A 17048-nucleotide genomic window follows, 5' to 3' on the forward strand; every position below is an offset into this window, starting at 1 on the left:
AAAACATATCAACGGCAATTAAGGGGTCAAATTTTTGGAACACCAGGACGTAGACTCATAAATGCGATGCATTTGGTAGAGGCAAATTTTTCTGGTCACAAGGAGCAAGGATGCAGACAATGTGCTGCATTTTCAAGCTCTTTGCCGACGCCAGATCTTGACCATATTGACGCCAAATCCAGTTCATTTATGAGTCTACGTTCTAAAGAGCGGAGTGCAAAATGCACCCCGCTTTCATGACAGGCTTTTATCAGCCCCAGCACTTACCCAGTCCCTCTTTCGAGGAAAGGGAGTTGATGCCATCGACTGGCTGGTCGGTAATCAATTCCACACCTGTATCGAAGAAATCAAGACCAGAGGTGTTTTGCGGCTTGGTGCCATTTTCCGCCCAGGCCTTGATGGCTTCGACGCCCTTGGACGCCATCAGCAGCGGAAACTGCATGGAGGTTGCTCCGATGATCCCTTCCTTGACATTCTGAACGCCCGGGCAACCGCCATCAACCGAAACAATCAACACGCCATCGGTTTTACCAGCCGCTTTCAACGCTTCATAAGCACCGGCAGCAGCGGGTTCATTGATTGTATAGACTACATTGACGCCCTGATCTTTCTGCAACAGGTTTTCCATGGCTGTCCGGCCACCTTCCTCATTGCCATTGGTTACATCATTGCCCACGATGCGCGGATCATCTTCATCACCGATATCCTTTGGGTTCTTGATGTCGATGCCGAACCCTTTCAGAAATCCGTTGTTGCGCAAATAATCGACAGAAACCTCGGAAGCATTCAGATCAAGCAACGCGATCTTCGCATTTGCCGCATTGTCGCCCATTTTTGCCTTGGCCCACTGCCCAATCAGCTCACCCGCCTTGAAATTGTCAGTCGCAAAAGTGGCATCAGCGGTATCAGCAGGTTCAAACGGTGTGTCCAAAGCAATCACAAGCAGGCCATTTTCACGGGCCTGTGTCACCACCGGCGCAAGAGCACGACTGTCAGATGGGGTAATCAGAATGCCCTTCGCTCCGCTTGCGATGCAGGTTTCCACTGCGGCCACCTGACTTTCCACATCACCATCAATCTTGCCTGCAAATGTATCAAGCTTGATACCAAGCTCACCAGCCTTGGCAGTTGCGCCTTCCTTCATCTTGACGAAGAATGGATTGGTATCAGTCTTGGTAATCAGACAAGCGCTGATGTCACCAGCAAACGCTGTGCTGCTTGAAAGCGCAAATGCCATGGCTGTAGTTGCAAGTATCTTTTTCATGATTTCCTCCGCAAATCTGTAGTTTATCTCGTATGGTTCCCGGCTCCCTCCAGGTCCGAACCCTGAATATCAAGCTTCAGGTTGATAGCTAAAAAGCCACATTTCATTTTGCCTGTCAATTAATAAATAAAGTTGATTTATTAATTAATCGATGCCAACTTGCGCATATAAATGGAGTTGAGTATGGTCTCCACCGTGGATGTAAATAGAATCATTGGCCTCAAAGGAGGCGCAAACCAGAGCGGGGTTCGCGACCATAATGAGCGCCTGCTTCTTTCGGTGTTGCAGCAACGCGGTGGCATGTCAGGTGTTGATCTTGCAAGACATACCGGGCTCTCCCCTCAAACAGTCTCCATCATCCTACGCAAGCTCACAAAAGACGGACTTCTGAAACGCGGAAAACCCCAGCGCGGAAAAGTGGGCAAACCATCCATCCCCATGGAGCTGGACGAGAATGGTGTCTTCTCGCTTGGACTGAAAGTCGGCCGTCGCAGCGCCGATTTGCTGCTGCTGGATATCACGGGTGGTGTGCGAGAACAGGTCCATACGACATATGATTATGCATGGCCTGAAACAATCTTCGGCTTTGTCAAAACCGGCCTTGAAACAATACTCGCCAATATGAGCATTGAGGCGAGAAAACGCTTGTGCGGGATAGGGATCGCTACACCATTCGAACTTTGGAAATGGCACGATCTATCGGGCGAATCTGCCAAAAAATTCCAATCATGGAAAGACATAGATTTTACCGAAGAGATCCGGCGCTTCAGTGAACTTCCGGTTTTTGTTGTCAATGACGCCACGGCCGCTTGCAAGGCCGAGCATCTTTTCGGACGCAATAAAGACTATCGCGACTATGCTTACTTTTTCATCGGCTCCTTCATTGGTGGCGGCATCGTGATCAACGATACCGTGTTTGTCGGCAATCAGGGCAATGCCGGTGCGCTAGGTTCGATGCGAACCACCAGCCCGTTGGGCGAAAGCAAGCAGCTTGTGGATGTGGCGTCCATTCACTTGCTTGAAGCACGGCTGATAGAAGCAGGACTGGACCCTGATTCATTATGGCGACAACCCCAGGATTGGGATGCACTATCGCGCTATGTTGAGCCATGGATCGGAGAAACGGCACAGGAACTTGCCAAGGCATCTCTGTCCATATGCTCGGTCGTCGATTTCGAAGCCATTGTCATCGACGGAGCATTTCCGACAAAAATTCGTGACGAGCTGGTAAGCAGGGTACAACGGTATCTGGCCCATCAGGACATCCGGGGATTGATCGCCCCCATAGTGGAAACTGGCAGCATGGGAGAAAATGCGCGGGGGATTGGTGCAGCAAGCAGCCCGATCTTCAGCCAGTTCCTGCTCAATACAAATGCCGGACTGGCCGCAAGTTGAATTGCAGCCAGTGGCAAGTCAGTAACAATCATCCGGATCAATCAGCACGCTTTTGCGCGTGGAACATACCCCATGACAATTGGGTCTCCTGGGCTGCACGCCAAAGCACAAATATGGTGAGGACCAGTAGCAGGATCTCTGCCAGCGGCCCCGCATACCAGATGCCGATTTCGCCAAACCAGATTGGCATCAAAAAGGTCAACGGAATGGAAAAGGCATAGGGCTTGGTGAGCCCCAAAATCGCCGCCTTGGCAGCAAAGCCAATCGCCTGAAAATAAGTCGCCACCATCATCAAGGGACCTGCCAAGAAGAAGAAGATGGTCATGATGGGCAGGATGCGAACAACTTCCGCAATCACCGCTGCATCATCGACAAAGGCAGCCGCAATCTCGCCGGGAAAGAGCAGCACCAAGGTCTCAATCAGGGCGCAATAAATCAACGCTACCCAAATGGCAATGCGCAGGCTGGCGTCGGACCGATGCCAGAGCTCCGCCCCATAATTGTTGCCTGTGATCGTCTGCATGGCAAAGGACAGCCCCAAAAGCGGCAGGATGGCAAAGGTGATGATGCGCGTGATGATGCCATAGGCCGTCACCGTGTCGGCATATCCCGGCATGGCCACCCATTGCAGAGCGGCAATGATGGCAGCCGAGCCAAGGGCAATGCCAAGGAAATTGAGGCTCTGCGGTGCGCCCAGTGCAAAGATACGGCTCCAGTAGCTGCGCAAGGAATGATGCAGCAAAGTGGATGGCCGCAATGCCGTCTCACCAAAGAAGCGAAAGCCAAAAATGATGGCAAAGGCCAGCGCCTGCGCTGCCGCCGTGCCATAGGCAGACCCGGCCACGCCCATATCCAGCAGGGCGATGAGCACATAATTGAAGCCAATATTGGCAACACTGACCAAGAAGCTCATGGACGCCATGAAGCCCACCCGCCCCTCATTGCGCAAGGCATCAATATTGACTGACAGGACAAAGACCAGCGGCGAGAAGAAGACCGTGATGCGCAGATAGATCACGCCCATCTCCGCCAGCTCTTCCGAACCATTGGCCAGCAACAAGGCCATGGACCACCCAAAGGAAGCGAACAGCACAATCAGCACCACACTCATGGCCAGCGCCATGCCATGAGCTCCGGTGAAAACATTACGGGCTTCGTCCAGATTTCCTGCGCCCAAAAACCGCGCCAACAGGCTGGACATGCCGTTCGAGACCAGCGTGGAAAGCGCGATGATCAGCATATAGATGGGAAACATCAAGGTGACGGCCGCGAGCGCTGACGGGCCGACATAAATGCCCAGGAAGATGGCATCGGCAACGGATAACAGACCATTCATGCCCATCATCAGGATGAGCGGAACAGCCGTGCGAACATAGATGCCACCAAGGGATCCATGGGTGAAAGAGTTGTCAGACATATCCAGTCTCTCTTGAACCTGACCACGCTAATATTGATGGATCCCGCATTGCCATCCGCGTGATGCGGAAAGACGAAGATAGAAAAGGAAAGCATAGACCTTCACCAGGACGAATGTCAGCGGGAGGCAGGCGTCTACAACCTGTAAGAGGGATAGTCCGAAAGCTGCACCACGTCAAGGAAGCGGGCCACCCTATACAACAAAGAATGCCTCCCTCTTGCGAATCACATAAGCATGTGATTATGTATTGTCATGACAGAGAATGACATATTCAAGGCTTTGGCCGATCCCACTCGGCGTGCCATTTTTGAAAAACTGGCCAGCGGCAGCATGAATGCCAGCGGTTTGCGTGAAGGCATCGAAATCAGCCAGCCCGCCATGTCGCAGCATCTGGCGGTTTTGTGCGATGCCAAGCTGGTGCGCAAGGAAAAGCAGGGGCGTTTCGTCAATTATGAGGTCGACCCCGATGGCATGACGCTGATCCTTGGATGGCTGACCAAATATCGCACCTATTGGCCAACCCGCGTCGATGCCTTGAAGAACTTGCTGAAGGACATGGATCAATGAGCGAGACGATTGCCCCAGACGGAAAAGCAGACAAAGCAGAGCAAGCCGAGATCAGAGAAGAATATGCGCTGGATGCAGCGCCGGAAAAAGTCTGGCGCGCCATCTCCATCCCAGCCTTTCGCGAGCATTGGCTGCCTGAAAAAGATCTCGCAGAAGCCGAGCCTGCCACCAGTGAGGAAGGCAAGGAAGTGCGCTATAAAATACGCGATGATGCGCCTCCCTATCTTGAAAGCATGGTCCGCTTCCAGATCCGCCCGGACAATGAGGGCGGCACCATCCTGACCATCATTCACCAGCTGACAGATGCCCGCCTTGCTGCCAAGCCAATAGAGGCAGCAAACAGCAACAGCCCATTGATGATGCTGGCGGCTTAGAGCGCGTTCTGCGAAAAGTTGCAGACTTTTCGGATAAGAACTCGCTTAAAGAGAGAAGCGCATTCTGCGAGAAGCCTACGGCTTCAAGCCAGCTTACCAAACATATTTTACAATGAAGGAGTTCGCCCATGCGCGAAGCGATGCAGCTCGTCCCTATGGTCGTGGAACAATCCAGCCGTGGCGAGAGATCTTTCGATATCTATTCCCGCCTGTTGCGAGAACGGATCATCTTCATCAATGGCGAGGTGAATGACACCATCTCGGCCCTTGTCTGCGCCCAGCTTCTGTTTCTGGAAGCCGAGAATAGCCAGCGCCCCATCCAGCTTTACATCAATTCCCCAGGCGGTGTGGTGAGTTCTGGCTTCGCCATGTATGACACCATGCAATATATCAGCGCGCCGGTGCATACGCTTTGCATGGGAACAGCCTGTTCCATGGGCTCATTTCTGCTTATGGCAGGCGAACCCGGAGAGCGTACGGCCCTGCCCAATGCCAGCATCCTGATCCATCAGCCCCTCGGTGGTTATAAAGGACAGGCGTCAGACATTCAGATCCATGCCGAACATATTCTGCGCAGCAAGAAGCATCTTACCAATCTCTATGCCGAGCATTGCGGGCGCAGCTATGAGGAATTCGAAAAAGCCATGGATCGCGACCATTTCCTCACCGCAGAAGAGGCCGTGGAATGGGGCCTGATCGATCGCGTCCTCACCAAGCGTGCATAAGCTCAAATCATGTCGCGATTCTCTGCCTCACATTTCCAATCGACATGATAGCTGGCATCTGCAGAAAGTGATTTTCGCAGATGCCAAATTGTCACCGTCTCAGTTCAATAACACTCTGATTGAACTCTATTCGATGGGATCAGGCAACTTCAAACAACGCTGCGGCCCCCATGCCTCCGCCAACACACATGGAGGTCACTACGTATTTTACGCCACGACGCCTCCCCTCAAGCAGAGCGTGCCCGACTTGTCTCGCACCTGTCATGCCGTAGGGGTGGCCAATCGATATCGCACCGCCGTTCACGTTGTAGATTTTGGGATCGATCCCAAGATGATCGCGGCAATAGAGAACCTGGCAGGCAAAGGCTTCGTTAAGCTCCCAAAGTCCGATGTCTTCGATGCGAAGACCTGCATTCTTCAGCAGCTTTGGAATTGCAAAGATCGGGCCGACCCCCATCTCTTCCGGTGCATTCCCGGCAACTGCCATGCCGCGATAAATACCCAGCGGAGTGAGGCCCTGTTGCTCTGCCATTTTGCCTTCCATAAGCACACAAGCCGAGGCCCCGTCAGAAAGTTGGCTGGCGTTTCCGGCGGTGATCACGCCTCCATCAACAACCGGTTTCAACTGACCAAGTGTTTCTGCCGTCGTCCCTGGCCGGTTGCCTTCGTCTTTCGACAAGGTCACCTCTTCCAGAGTTTCCTCCCCGGTTCCGCGGTTTTTGACCCGCTTAATCGCAGAGATTGGAACGATCTCGTCATCAAAGGCGCCAGCGGCCTGCGCCCGAGCCGTCCGACCTTGGGAGAGTGCAGCATATTCATCTTGGGCGTCACGACTGATCCCATAGGTTCGGGCTACATTTTCCGCCGTCATCAGCATCGGCATATAGGCATGCTCGGATTGGGCGACAACATCTGGATCTTTTTCATCGCCCGCCCATTTCAGATATGAATTCTGAACGGCGGAAATGTTTTCCTGTCCGCCTGCAACGGCAACGTTCTGACCATCCAGAATAACCTGCTTTGCAGCAGTCGCAATGGCCATCAATCCGGAGGAACATTGCCTGTCAATCGTCTGTCCCGCCACCGTATTGGGCAGGCCGGCTGCCAGTGCAGATAACCGGCCAACATTCAGACCTCCTGTTCCAGCAGTCAAGGCTGATCCGATGACAACATCTTCGATTAACCCGGGGTCCACGCCTGCACGTTTAACCGCGTGCTGAATGGCGTGCCCCATCATGATCGGTGACTTGATGTTGTTTAGCGCGCCTTTGAAGGCAACCCCAATAGGGGTTCGGGCGGTTGAAACAATAACGGCTTCTCTCATGATTTTTCCTTTTTGGCATCAAAATGCGTGGCAAGTGTCACGCCCGAGGTTGCGAGTTCTTCCAGCAAAGGTGCAGGCGTGAACCACATCTCGCCATAAGCGCCAAGCGACTGTCGATAGTGGGTCATGCGCTCCAGAATCTGGCTTAATCCAATCTCGTCGGCATAGTGCATCGGGCCGCCGCGCCAGTTTGGGAAACCATAGCCATTAACCCAGATCAGGTCGCAATCACCCGGGCGCGTTGCGATGCCCTCTTCAAGGATCAGAAAACCCTCGTTGATCAGGGGGAACAGACATCGTTCAAGGATTTCCTGATCGTCGATGTCCCTGCGCTTAACACCATGCAGGTCCGCCAAATGGTCGCTGATTTGAACAACCTCGGGATCTTCAACTCGTGTTCGGCCGTCGTAGACATAGCTTCCTTGCCCGGTTTTCTGTCCCAATCGGCCCAGCTCAAACAGTTTGTCCTGCACAGCTTGATAAGTCGGATCATGTGCTATTTCACTTCGCCGCTCCTGACGCACGCGTGCCCCCACATCGACTCCGGCCAGATCCGCCATCGCGTGAATACCCATGGCCATGCCGAATGTCTCAAGGACATCATCGACCTGTTTGGGTGTTGCCCCTTCAAGAAGCAGACGAGATCCTTCGCGAAAGTATGGCTCCAGCATCCGGTTTCCGACAAAGCCGTAGCACACACCAACCGTAACAGGGATCTTCCGGAGCTTCTTTGCGACCGTGATTGCCGTTGCAATGACATCTGGAGCGGTCTTGGCGCCGCGCACTACCTCCAGCAAGCGCATGACATTGGCCGGGCTGAAGAAATGGAGACCAATCACATCCTCCGGGCGGGACGTGACCGTGGCAATTTCATCAAGATCCAACGTCGATGTGTTTGAGGCCAGTATCGCGCCAGGTTTTGCGTGCAGGTCTAACGCTTCGAAAATCTGGTGTTTAACATTCATGCTTTCAAATGCAGCTTCAATGATCAGGTCAGCCTTCGCAAGATCTGCATAGCTGAGCGTTCCGGTGACATTGGCGGCGATTACCTCTGCCCGATCGGCACTGAGCCGCCCTTTTTGAGCCGCACGTTGGAAATGCTCCCGGACCTTTTCCAGCCCCTGTTCGAGCGCACCTTGCGTAGTTTCAAGAAGCGTGACCGAATACCCCGCCTGCAGAAAGGCAATAGCAATGCCCCGCCCCATTGTTCCGGCACCAATCACGGCAACCGATGAAATGTCACGTGGCTGGTCAGCACGGGTAACGCCGGGAACCTTGGTGCATTCACGCTCTGCAAAGAACAGATGCCGCCCCGCGCGCGATTGAGGTGTGTCGAGCAGTTCAGCGAAACCTGCCTTCTCTTGTGCCAACCCCTCCGCAAGCGGCAAGTTGCATGCGGCCTCGATGGATACCAGACATCGTTCAGGGGCGACAAGGTTCTTGGACTTTGGTGCTATCCGGTCCCGGAAACCCGCAAGAAAACCCTTTGGATCAAGGTGTGTGACAGTTATATTGGCACAACTGCGTTTCGGATCGCCCTCATGGCTGACACGGATGGCAAAACCCAAAACATGCGCGCGAAAATCCTGGTCATTTTCAAACAGTGCATCAACCAACCCACAAGACAGGGCATATTCGCCTTTCACGGGATCTCCCGACAGGATCATCTGCGTTGCCGCTTCCAGCCCAGCAATCCGGGGTAGTCGCTGGGTGCCGCCAGCACCGGGCAGCAGTCCCAGTTTGATCTCTGGTAGGCCCATCACGGCATCCGGAGTCGCGACACGGTAATCACAGGCAAGCGCAATCTCCAGCGCGCCCCCCATCGCGGGGCCTGCTATCGCTGCGATAACCGGCTTCTTGCTGTTTTCAATCGTGACACACAGGTCCGGCAGGTCGGGCTTGTCCCAAACTGCCCCGGTGCGGAACTCAACAATATCAGCGCCGCCACAAAAGAGCGGCAGGGCCGAACACAGAATGATGGCTTTGACCTGATCATCAGATTCCAGGTCGTGAATGGCTGAAGAAAGTACCTGTCGCATCTTGAGGCCAAGGGCGTTCACCGGTGGGGCATTCAGCTCAATGAAAGCGACATTCTCGGTGTGTTTAATGGAAATCATGTTTGGAAACCTCAATTAGGCTGTTTAGCAAGATCCTGTTCGACCTCGGCCCAGTCGTCGAAATGGATTACATTGCAGGGTGAATGCACGTTCTCGAGCCAGACAAAGACCGAGATGAACGGCTGGTCATAGACACGAGTGGCATGAGGTTCGCCTGCGGCGTTCCAGATCAGTGATCCAGCCGGAAAATCCTGCCAATCGCGGGTGCCAAACCGCCAACCCGATTTTTCGGACAGGTTCAGATAAAGCTCTGGCGCGTCGTGGTTGTGGTCCCGATACAACGTCCGCGGCCCCAGCATGAAAATACCAAGGCTGAAATCGGGATGGTAATGCCCACATGCGCCCGGCCCAATCAGCAGAGTATGCAGGTTGCACTTTGCGTATCCCTCCCCCAAATTGGCACCGGGTGGATAGAATTGGGCATTGTCTTCGCACCAGACCAGATCATCTTTGGCCGCTTTTAGACAACCAGCAATTTCGTGCAATTCAGGATCAGAAATTCCGGCGATGGCGTTCTTTAGAATTTCATCATGCCGGGTTCCTTGGGGAGGTATATCAAGGAGCCTCTCGTCGGACAGATCCATGGCTGCCAGCTTGCCCAACGTCAGATCAACGCCAGCCGTAGCAGTTCTGTGAGACTGTAGATAAGTGATAATGGAATGGGTAAGCGCCTGAATACGACGTTGCTTGTCTGTCATGATTTCAAGTCCGCGCGTGTTGAAACCTCTTGCCGCACAAGCTTCTTATCAAGCTTGCCGACACTGGTTTTAGGAAGGCGGGGAACAAAAATTATATCGTCTGGAACTGCCCACTTCGAAAGCTCACCAGCATCAACACTCGACTGGATTGCCTCCATGACACTCATACGGACAAGATCCAGATCGGCATCCTTTAAAAGCCGAGCCACCAACACCGGCCTTTCACCCCATTTTTCGTGCGGCAGCCCAATCGCGGCGACTTCTTCGATGCCACTACATGACGATGCAATATTTTCCAATGCCAGCGAGGAAATCCATTCGCCGCCGGTCTTGATTACATCCTTGAGGCGGTCAGTGATCTGCAGCGATCCATCCTCGCGGATATAGCCAACATCCCCGGTGTGAAGATACCCACCGGCCCAGAGCTCATTCGAGGCTTGTAGGTTATCCAGATACCCTTGTGTCAACCAGGGAGCCCGCACAACAACTTCACCGGTTGTCTCACCATCATGTGGGACATCCTTCATATCCGGCGTCACAACACGGAGGTCCACAAGCGGGCCGGGAAAGCCGGTTTGCGACTGTACGTCCGGATCATTGCTGGATAAATCTGCCACTGTCAGAAATGGGCAGGTTTCAGACATCCCATATGCAGCATGCAAGGATATACCAGCCGCTGCCGTGCGATCCAGTAGACCACGTGGCAAAGCGGCCCCACCGATTATAACCTTCCAACAGCTTAGATCTATTTGCGAACAGTCGGGATGGTCGAGCACCATTGACAGAACCGTGGGCACGCAATGGGAAAAAGTGACGCCTTCTTGGGCAATCAGTTGCAAGATTATGTCAGGCGCATATCGGCCGGGATAAACCTGACGCAGCCCTAGCAACGTTGCGGCATATGGAAATCCCCAGCCGTGGACGTGAAACAAGGGCGTCAGCGGCATGTAAACGTCACCACGATGAAATCCGGCATTCCCGGGCCGCCCACCAAAACCAGCGAGCAGACCCAATGTGTGAAGTACCAATTGCCGATGTGAATAGCTCACTCCTTTAGGACTTCCGGTGGTCCCGGTCGTATAAAATAGTGTGGCGGTTTGGTTCTCATCGAAGTCCGGGAAGTCAAAACTGGTTGGAGCCTCGCCTATCCACTCTTCATATCCATCACCGTCTCCAATTGGCACGATGACAATGTCCCGACTGAAGCCAGACTTGATATCATCAATGATCGGAATGAAATCGCGGTGCACGATGATCAGGTCCGACTTCCCATGGTTGATCGTATAAAGAATCTGCGCAGGAGATAAACGCACATTGATTGTGAAAAGGGTCGCCCCCATCATCGGAACTGCAAAAAAACATTCCAGATAGCGATGCGTATCCCAATCCATGACACCGACGCGCATGCCCTCACATATCCCACTTGCCTTTAGAGCATTGGCAAGTTGGCATATGCGTTTGCCCAAGTCCGCATAACTCAGCCGCATATCGGCACCGCTGACAATCTCTTGGCAGGCGGACGCAATATTCGATCTGGTCAACAAGTGTTTGATCAGCAATGGATAGCCATATGCATTTGGTGAGGATGATAATGGTGACATGAAGGTTGTATCCTTGAGCTTCTTTAGCCGTTAATTTGGCACTTCTCACCCGGTTGAAGAATTGAAAGAAATTTCCTTTCATCAAGGTTTTCTAACCAATCACACCGCAGTTCGATTTGCGCGTGATCCCTTGAAAAGTTATAAGAAAGAGCATGACAACACTGCTAGCATCCTGTCTGCAGTCGGTTAACTCTGCTCAGGGATAAGTAGATTTTGTGTCATCAAGGAGATATTGCAATGACCTCTCATATGCCCACACTGGTTTCACTGCGTGCTTTTGAGGCGGTGGCGCGTCACAAGAGTTTCCGAAAGGCAGCTGACGAGATTTGTGTGACGCATGCGGCAATCAGCCACCAGGTCAAGGCACTGGAAACTTCAATCGGCGTCAAGCTATTGGAACGCACAAGCCGCTGGGTAGAACTGACACCAGCTGGGGAGCAATATTACCCGCCGATCCGTGAACACCTTCAAGGTATCATTAAAGCCACAAGGCGCATCCAGACCCCTGAGGAACCAGACGTGTTGCTCGTTCAGTCTTATGCAAGTTTCAACACAATGTGGCTTCAGCCCAGATTGGCTGAATTTCTTCAGGACAATCCGGACACGCGTGTGCGCATAGTCTCTACCTTTGAAGACGGTGACTACGATATGCACCGGTTCGATGTCGGCGTGTTTAACGCGCCACCGTTTGATAAGAGATTTGACTATAGCCCTTTGTTCGAAACAGATATCTACCCGGTGTGCGCTCCGGAGGCCTTAAATTCTGCAAGCGGCGGGATACCGCTGAAAGAGCTAAAAAATTTCTTGCTGCTGAGTGTTCCAAGCACATGGAATGAGCCGGATGACTGGAATTGTTGGTTGGATGCGGTGGGCTTGGATCGCCAAACCATGAAATTCGGTTCGATATTCGACAATTATCCACTTGTTCGGGAAGCTGTTCTGAACAATCACGGCATCAGCGTCGCAAGGGCACCATTTTGCGCACGTGATCTTGAAAGAGGGCGGCTGGTCAGACCGTTCGATATTTCGGTACCGGAACCAGGCCGCTGGTATCTGGCGACGCAAAAAGAGCGTGCACCCAACCCAAAGCTCGATACATTTATCGACTGGCTATTCGAACAGATCGAGACCGACCCGACCATGCGATTATTTCGAGCCTGATCTGATGAATTCCAGCTCTGCCGTCAGCTCACATCAGGACTGACGCGCACCGGCCTCGGATGCGACGCGAGGCACAAGAGCGCGCACCAGTTCCGTCATATCCAAGGTGCCGACCGTTTGCTCCCCATCCTTTACGATATAAGCGTGTGACGTATCCCCGCCAGACCGCGAGATCATGCTTTCGAGCGTGTCGTTCACGTCCACTTCGCCGTGGGCATCTTTTGGCACTTTACCACCGCCAAGCGGGGTCATGATCGAACGAACCTTCAGAACCCGTGCACGATTGATATCACTCACGAAGTCTTCGATGTAAGGATCGTTGGGGTTCAGCAGGATATGCTGCGGCTCGCCTTGTTGTACTACGAAGCCATCCTTCAGGATTACAAGATGATCAGCCAACTTCAACGCCTCATCGAGATCATGAGTGATGAATATTATGGTCTTATGCAGCTCTTTTTGCAACTCCAGCAGCAGATCCTGCATATCAGTCCGGATCAATGGATCAAGCGCCGAGAAAGCCTCATCCATCAGCATGATCGGTGTGTTTGCGGTCAGCGCTCGGGCAATGCCCACTCGCTGTTGCATGCCCCCGGAAAGCTGCGCTGGATAATGGTTTTCAAAGCCACTCAGCCCCACACGATCCAACCACCTGGCAGCCTCCTTATCGCAATCTGTTTCGGACACACCGCGCACGGACAGAGGCATTCCTGCATTCTTCAACACAGTCTGGTGTGGCAAAAGCGCAAATTTCTGGAACACCATCGACATCTTTTCCTGACGGGCATGACGCAGCCCGTCTTCAGACAGACCTGTCACGTCCTCACCTTGCACGATTATTTCACCCGCAGTGGGTTCAATCAATCTGTTCAGGTGGCGGATGAGCGTGGACTTACCCGAACCGGACAGCCCCATGACCACTGTGATTTCTCCCGCCTGCATATCGACGTTAATGTTGTTAAGACCAAGCACGTGCCCGTGCCGTGTCAACAACTCCTCTTTACCCATGCCATCCCGAACATGGTGTAACACGTCCTTATTGCGGGCACCAAAAATCTTGTAGAGGCCGCGAAGGCTGACCATTGGTTGTGTCATCGAGCCTGCTCCTTAATGTTTGACTTGGGTTTTATCGGCCCGTGTGAGAGCTGCTTTGGATACGCGATCAAGAATCACTGCCAGCAGCACGATACCCATGCCAGCGACGATGCCCACGCCCAACTCAAGGTTTCGAATGCCGCGTAACACGTTCACACCCAAACCTGGTGCCGATACCAGAGAAGCAATCACGACCATGGCAAGACTCATCATGATGGTCTGATTGATCCCGGCCATGATATTGGGCAGGGCCAAAGGGAGTTGTACTCGTATTAGTTTCTGGCGATCATTCATACCAAAGGCATCGGCCGCCTCGATCACGTCTCGGTCTACAAGACGGATGCCCAGATCGGTCAGACGGATCACCGGTACGATCGCGTAAAGAATGATAGCGATCCCATAAAGTTTGGATTCCGTGACCGAGAACAAGAAAATCAGAGGGATCAGATACACGAAGGTTGGCAAGGTCTGCAGCAGATCAAGTATTGGCACAACGCTTTTTTGTAATCGGTCAGATTTCGACATGGCAATTCCAATGGGCACGCCCAAAAGCACCGATATCGTCGTACAGACAAAGATGATCGACAGGGTTTGCATCGCCACATCATAGTGGTCTACGACGGCCAGTAGCATAATAGAGGCGGCCACCAAGATCGTCACAGGGCGCGAACGCGACGCGTACCAGGAAATAATCACCAGAAAGGGGACCATGATGAACCACGGCGTCGCTTCAAACAGCCAAAGTGCGCCATCCAACATCCAGCTCAGTGGTTGTGTGATCGGGTCCAGAACAGTTTTCAGGACCGGTTTGGCTGCAAGAAACCCGTCTTCGATCCCGTTGGTTACATCGCGCGACTGCCATATGCGGTTGCAACTTTCATGAAGATTGTCAAATGAGGGAATTGGCAATAGTCGCCCAGAGGCCTCTTCTCCTCCTGCCTGCGCCGCAAGGTCCGCCAGCGAAAGCGGCGCTTTGTCGTCTGACGTGCCACACCATTCGCTCAAACCCAATGCGCTGAATAACTTGTCATAGAAGGCCATTTATCCCACTTTCCAATCTGTTTCAGTGCGTTAGGGGCATCGCTGAGGATGCCCCTGTCTATGCAGTTTACTGCAGCAATGCGGAAAGTTTGTTGCGCGCAGCATCGTTAAGCCACGCCCCCCAAACATCCTTGTAGGTTGTTAGGAAATGCACCGCGCCTTCATCGTAGGAGGCATTGTTGTCTTCAACCCATGCCAACGTTTCGCCCATCTGTGCGTTGGTGAAGGACAGATTTGTCATCAGGTCAGAGATTTCTGCGTTTTCAGCCATGAATTCCTTGGAAAGAACTGTAACCACTTCACTACGAGGGAAGGCGCTCATTGCTGGTGTCTCGCATTCCGCTGTGATGTTGCAGGCATGCTTTTCAGGGTCATGGGGGCCCATATCGACCAGGGTCATCGGGTATTTGCCCAGTACCGATGTCGGTGCCCAATAAAAGCCGAACCACGGTTCTTTGTTTTCGTAGGCGGCAGCGATCGAAGCCGCAAGGGTTTCGCCTGATCCATGCACGAAGTTTTCAATGCCTGCATCAATCAGCCCGCCTGCCTTCATCAGGTTGGTGCTGACATTTAGACAGGTCCATCCCTCGGGGCAGTTGTGAAAGCGATTTCCGACGAGTTCGGGGTTGGCTGCGATGCCTTCAATTGTTGCCAGTTCCGGATGCTCCTCAACAAGGTAGTTCGGAACAAAGAACCCTTCAACACCGCCATCTGATAGAACTTCGGTCACAGGAATTATTGCACCTGAATCAACCAGCCCTTGGTAAGCCGGCGCGCCGTTTGTCCAAATTTCAGTCAGAATGTCGGGCTCTCCGGTCTCGGATACGGATGCCAGCGCAGGGTTGCCCGAGAGCGGCATTGCGGTGACCTCGCACCCATACCCTTTCTCCATCAGGAACTTCGCAACCGCGGTGACGATCTGCGCAGACCCCCAATCACCTTGCATGATGGACACTTCACCACATTCATTTGCCCGGGCTGCCGAGGTAGTGATTATCGCAGCAAGCACAAATCCAAGAACCGTTGAAACCTTGAACATTTCTTTCCTCCTTGTTATTGGCGAAACAGGGACGGAGAAACGCTCCAGGCCAGAATTCGCCTTGTTTATAGCGACAATTAGTATCGGCAGCACTATGAGTAAAGAACTGAAAAGAATTTTGGATCATATACAAATGATTACAGATGGAGAGTTGAGACCAAGCGTGAACCCAGTGTTGTGAAATTGAAATAGATATCATTTATCCAGCTGGTATGTTTGCCTGGTTAAATTCCCAAAACCAGACCAGACCATGTCTCGATGAATCGCATTAACCTCGAATGATCTAATTATTTGCCAACCATCCTTTTGAATCTGAAGTTCGTTCGGTGCTCGCAGCTCTATGTGACGAACTTTAGATTCGGGTGACTAGAGCGCGTTCTGCGAAAAGTTGCAGACTTTTCGGATAGGAACTCGCTTAGACGATAGAGCGCGTTCACCTGACCGACAATTGCGGGCAGGCACTCTCATCAGAAATTCAAGATATCCATTGACTTCTATAGCCAGGAACAGTGATTGTTCGACATGTTGCAGGCACATAATAAGTGCATATGCCTGTGTCTTTCCCAGAGGAGATTTCCGGTGACGCTTGAATTGTTAATGCTGTATTTTCCGAATTTACTGATCATTCTCACGGTCTTCACCGTTGGGGTTGCCAGCCCCGGACCAGCAACATTGATGATCCTGGGCACGGCAATGTCACGGGGGCGAGCTTCGGCACTGGCCCTGTCATTTGGGATCGTCACCGGGTCATTCTTCTGGGGAACTGTTGCAGCATTCGGACTTGTTGCAGCGATGAAAACATCCGCAGATTTATTCACGGCAATGAAAGTGGCTGGCGGAATATATTTGTTCTATCTGGCTTTTCGGGCCTGGCGCTCTGCTCTGACAACAGATCAATCTCTCACCGTGAAAGCATCTGATAGTGTGAGCCTCGGGCGCAGCTATGTCCGGGGGTTACTGCTGCATCTAACCAACCCCAAGGCACCTTTGGTCTGGTTGGCAACGCTTTCTGTGGGGTTGGGCGAAACAGCACCATTTCCGTTTCTCATTCTGGCGATCACACTATGTATGCTCGTCGCAATGATCATTTTCATCGGATATGCCGTTTTATTCTCCACGCCGACAGCAACCAGATTCTATATATCCTTCAGACGCCCGTTTGATGCGGTTCTGGGATTTCTTTTCGGTGCAGCGGCAATCAAGATCCTGACATCCCGACTGAATTGACAAAGC

Annotated in this window: 15 protein-coding genes; 6 read left to right on the forward strand and 9 right to left on the reverse strand. The window is 52.6% G+C overall.

Going from position 1 to position 17048, the window contains the following annotated elements:
- Positions 1-250 precede the first annotated feature (250 nt).
- On the reverse strand, positions 251-1264 hold the full coding sequence (locus CRO57_RS13125) for a sugar ABC transporter substrate-binding protein (RefSeq protein WP_170956090.1): 1014 nt from the start codon (positions 1262-1264) through the stop codon (positions 251-253).
- 183 nt (positions 1265-1447) lie between these two features.
- On the opposite strand from CRO57_RS13125, the gene CRO57_RS13130 reads away from it, so the two are divergent.
- Complete coding sequence (locus CRO57_RS13130) at positions 1448-2659, forward strand: ROK family transcriptional regulator (protein ID WP_097153887.1); 1212 nt, start codon at positions 1448-1450, stop codon at positions 2657-2659.
- Between the two features lie 37 nt (positions 2660-2696).
- Here the strand turns inward: CRO57_RS13130 and CRO57_RS13135 are convergent, their stop codons facing one another.
- On the reverse strand, positions 2697-4076 hold the full coding sequence (locus CRO57_RS13135; RefSeq protein ID WP_097153888.1) for an MATE family efflux transporter: 1380 nt from the start codon (positions 4074-4076) through the stop codon (positions 2697-2699).
- A gap of 252 nt (positions 4077-4328) precedes the next feature.
- Between CRO57_RS13135 and CRO57_RS13140 the strand changes: the two genes are divergently transcribed.
- From CRO57_RS13140 to CRO57_RS13150, 3 genes are all read left to right on the forward strand, one after another.
- The gene (locus CRO57_RS13140) at positions 4329-4643 is read left to right on the forward strand and encodes an ArsR/SmtB family transcription factor (protein WP_097153889.1); all 315 of its coding nucleotides are present in this window, start codon (positions 4329-4331) and stop codon (positions 4641-4643) included.
- Positions 4640-5017, forward strand: coding sequence for an SRPBCC family protein (locus tag CRO57_RS13145; RefSeq protein WP_244580094.1), 378 nt, complete (start codon positions 4640-4642; stop codon positions 5015-5017). Before CRO57_RS13140 ends, CRO57_RS13145 begins: the two co-directional genes overlap by 4 nt.
- 128 nt (positions 5018-5145) lie before the next feature.
- Positions 5146-5742: an ATP-dependent Clp protease proteolytic subunit gene (locus CRO57_RS13150; RefSeq protein WP_097153890.1), complete on the forward strand. Its 597-nt coding sequence runs from the start codon at positions 5146-5148 to the stop codon at positions 5740-5742.
- 139 nt (positions 5743-5881) lie between these two features.
- On the opposite strand, the gene CRO57_RS13155 is transcribed toward CRO57_RS13150, so the two are convergent.
- From CRO57_RS13155 to CRO57_RS13170, 4 genes are read right to left on the reverse strand one after another with little or no spacing between them, the layout of a single operon-like run.
- Positions 5882-7066: an acetyl-CoA C-acyltransferase gene (locus tag CRO57_RS13155; protein ID WP_097153891.1), complete on the reverse strand. Its 1185-nt coding sequence runs from the start codon at positions 7064-7066 to the stop codon at positions 5882-5884.
- Complete coding sequence (locus tag CRO57_RS13160; protein WP_097153892.1) at positions 7063-9183, reverse strand: 3-hydroxyacyl-CoA dehydrogenase NAD-binding domain-containing protein; 2121 nt, start codon at positions 9181-9183, stop codon at positions 7063-7065. Before CRO57_RS13160 ends, CRO57_RS13155 begins: the two co-directional genes overlap by 4 nt.
- 11 nt (positions 9184-9194) lie before the next feature.
- Positions 9195-9881 carry a dimethylsulfonioproprionate lyase family protein gene (locus CRO57_RS13165; protein ID WP_097153893.1) on the reverse strand — a complete coding sequence of 229 codons (687 nt, stop codon included), beginning with the start codon at positions 9879-9881 and terminating at the stop codon, positions 9195-9197.
- Entirely contained in the window at positions 9878-11482 is a 1605-nt protein-coding gene (locus CRO57_RS13170) for a fatty acid--CoA ligase (protein ID WP_097153894.1), read from the reverse strand. The genes CRO57_RS13165 and CRO57_RS13170 overlap by 4 nt, the downstream gene beginning before the upstream one ends.
- Before the next feature lie 237 nt (positions 11483-11719).
- On the opposite strand from CRO57_RS13170, the gene CRO57_RS13175 reads away from it, so the two are divergent.
- On the forward strand, positions 11720-12643 hold the full coding sequence (locus tag CRO57_RS13175; protein ID WP_097153895.1) for a LysR substrate-binding domain-containing protein: 924 nt from the start codon (positions 11720-11722) through the stop codon (positions 12641-12643).
- A gap of 33 nt (positions 12644-12676) precedes the next feature.
- On the opposite strand, the gene CRO57_RS13180 is transcribed toward CRO57_RS13175, so the two are convergent.
- The 3 genes from CRO57_RS13180 to CRO57_RS13190 form a co-directional block, all read right to left on the reverse strand.
- Positions 12677-13735 carry a quaternary amine ABC transporter ATP-binding protein gene (locus CRO57_RS13180; RefSeq protein ID WP_097153896.1) on the reverse strand — a complete coding sequence of 353 codons (1059 nt, stop codon included), beginning with the start codon at positions 13733-13735 and terminating at the stop codon, positions 12677-12679.
- 12 nt (positions 13736-13747) lie between these two features.
- Positions 13748-14776, reverse strand: a complete 1029-nt coding sequence (locus CRO57_RS13185; RefSeq protein ID WP_097153897.1) for an ABC transporter permease — start codon at positions 14774-14776, stop codon at positions 13748-13750.
- A gap of 67 nt (positions 14777-14843) precedes the next feature.
- Positions 14844-15815, reverse strand: a complete 972-nt coding sequence (locus tag CRO57_RS13190) for an ABC transporter substrate-binding protein (protein WP_097153898.1) — start codon at positions 15813-15815, stop codon at positions 14844-14846.
- Between the two features lie 579 nt (positions 15816-16394).
- On the opposite strand from CRO57_RS13190, the gene CRO57_RS13195 reads away from it, so the two are divergent.
- Positions 16395-17042, forward strand: coding sequence for a LysE family translocator (locus CRO57_RS13195; protein ID WP_097153899.1), 648 nt, complete (start codon positions 16395-16397; stop codon positions 17040-17042).
- Positions 17043-17048: the final 6 nt, after the last annotated feature.

This window comes from Cohaesibacter gelatinilyticus, assembly GCF_900215605.1.
Classification (GTDB): Bacteria; Pseudomonadota; Alphaproteobacteria; order Rhizobiales; family Cohaesibacteraceae; genus Cohaesibacter; species Cohaesibacter gelatinilyticus.

Coding starts and splice junctions, on each gene's coding strand:
- CRO57_RS13170 (WP_097153894.1), bottom strand. CDS start 11,482: ATGTCACCATTATCATCCTCACCAAATGCATATGGCTATCCATTGCTG.
- CRO57_RS13125 (WP_170956090.1), bottom strand. CDS start 1,264: ATGAAAAAGATACTTGCAACTACAGCCATGGCATTTGCGCTTTCAAGC.
- CRO57_RS13180 (WP_097153896.1), bottom strand. CDS start 13,735: ATGACACAACCAATGGTCAGCCTTCGCGGCCTCTACAAGATTTTTGGT.
- CRO57_RS13145 (WP_244580094.1), top strand. CDS start 4,640: ATGAGCGAGACGATTGCCCCAGACGGAAAAGCAGACAAAGCAGAGCAA.
- CRO57_RS13130 (WP_097153887.1), top strand. CDS start 1,448: ATGGTCTCCACCGTGGATGTAAATAGAATCATTGGCCTCAAAGGAGGC.
- CRO57_RS13175 (WP_097153895.1), top strand. CDS start 11,720: ATGACCTCTCATATGCCCACACTGGTTTCACTGCGTGCTTTTGAGGCG.
- CRO57_RS13185 (WP_097153897.1), bottom strand. CDS start 14,776: ATGGCCTTCTATGACAAGTTATTCAGCGCATTGGGTTTGAGCGAATGG.
- CRO57_RS13165 (WP_097153893.1), bottom strand. CDS start 9,881: ATGACAGACAAGCAACGTCGTATTCAGGCGCTTACCCATTCCATTATC.
- CRO57_RS13150 (WP_097153890.1), top strand. CDS start 5,146: ATGCGCGAAGCGATGCAGCTCGTCCCTATGGTCGTGGAACAATCCAGC.
- CRO57_RS13160 (WP_097153892.1), bottom strand. CDS start 9,183: ATGATTTCCATTAAACACACCGAGAATGTCGCTTTCATTGAGCTGAAT.
- CRO57_RS13155 (WP_097153891.1), bottom strand. CDS start 7,066: ATGAGAGAAGCCGTTATTGTTTCAACCGCCCGAACCCCTATTGGGGTT.
- CRO57_RS13135 (WP_097153888.1), bottom strand. CDS start 4,076: ATGTCTGACAACTCTTTCACCCATGGATCCCTTGGTGGCATCTATGTT.
- CRO57_RS13190 (WP_097153898.1), bottom strand. CDS start 15,815: ATGTTCAAGGTTTCAACGGTTCTTGGATTTGTGCTTGCTGCGATAATC.
- CRO57_RS13140 (WP_097153889.1), top strand. CDS start 4,329: ATGACAGAGAATGACATATTCAAGGCTTTGGCCGATCCCACTCGGCGT.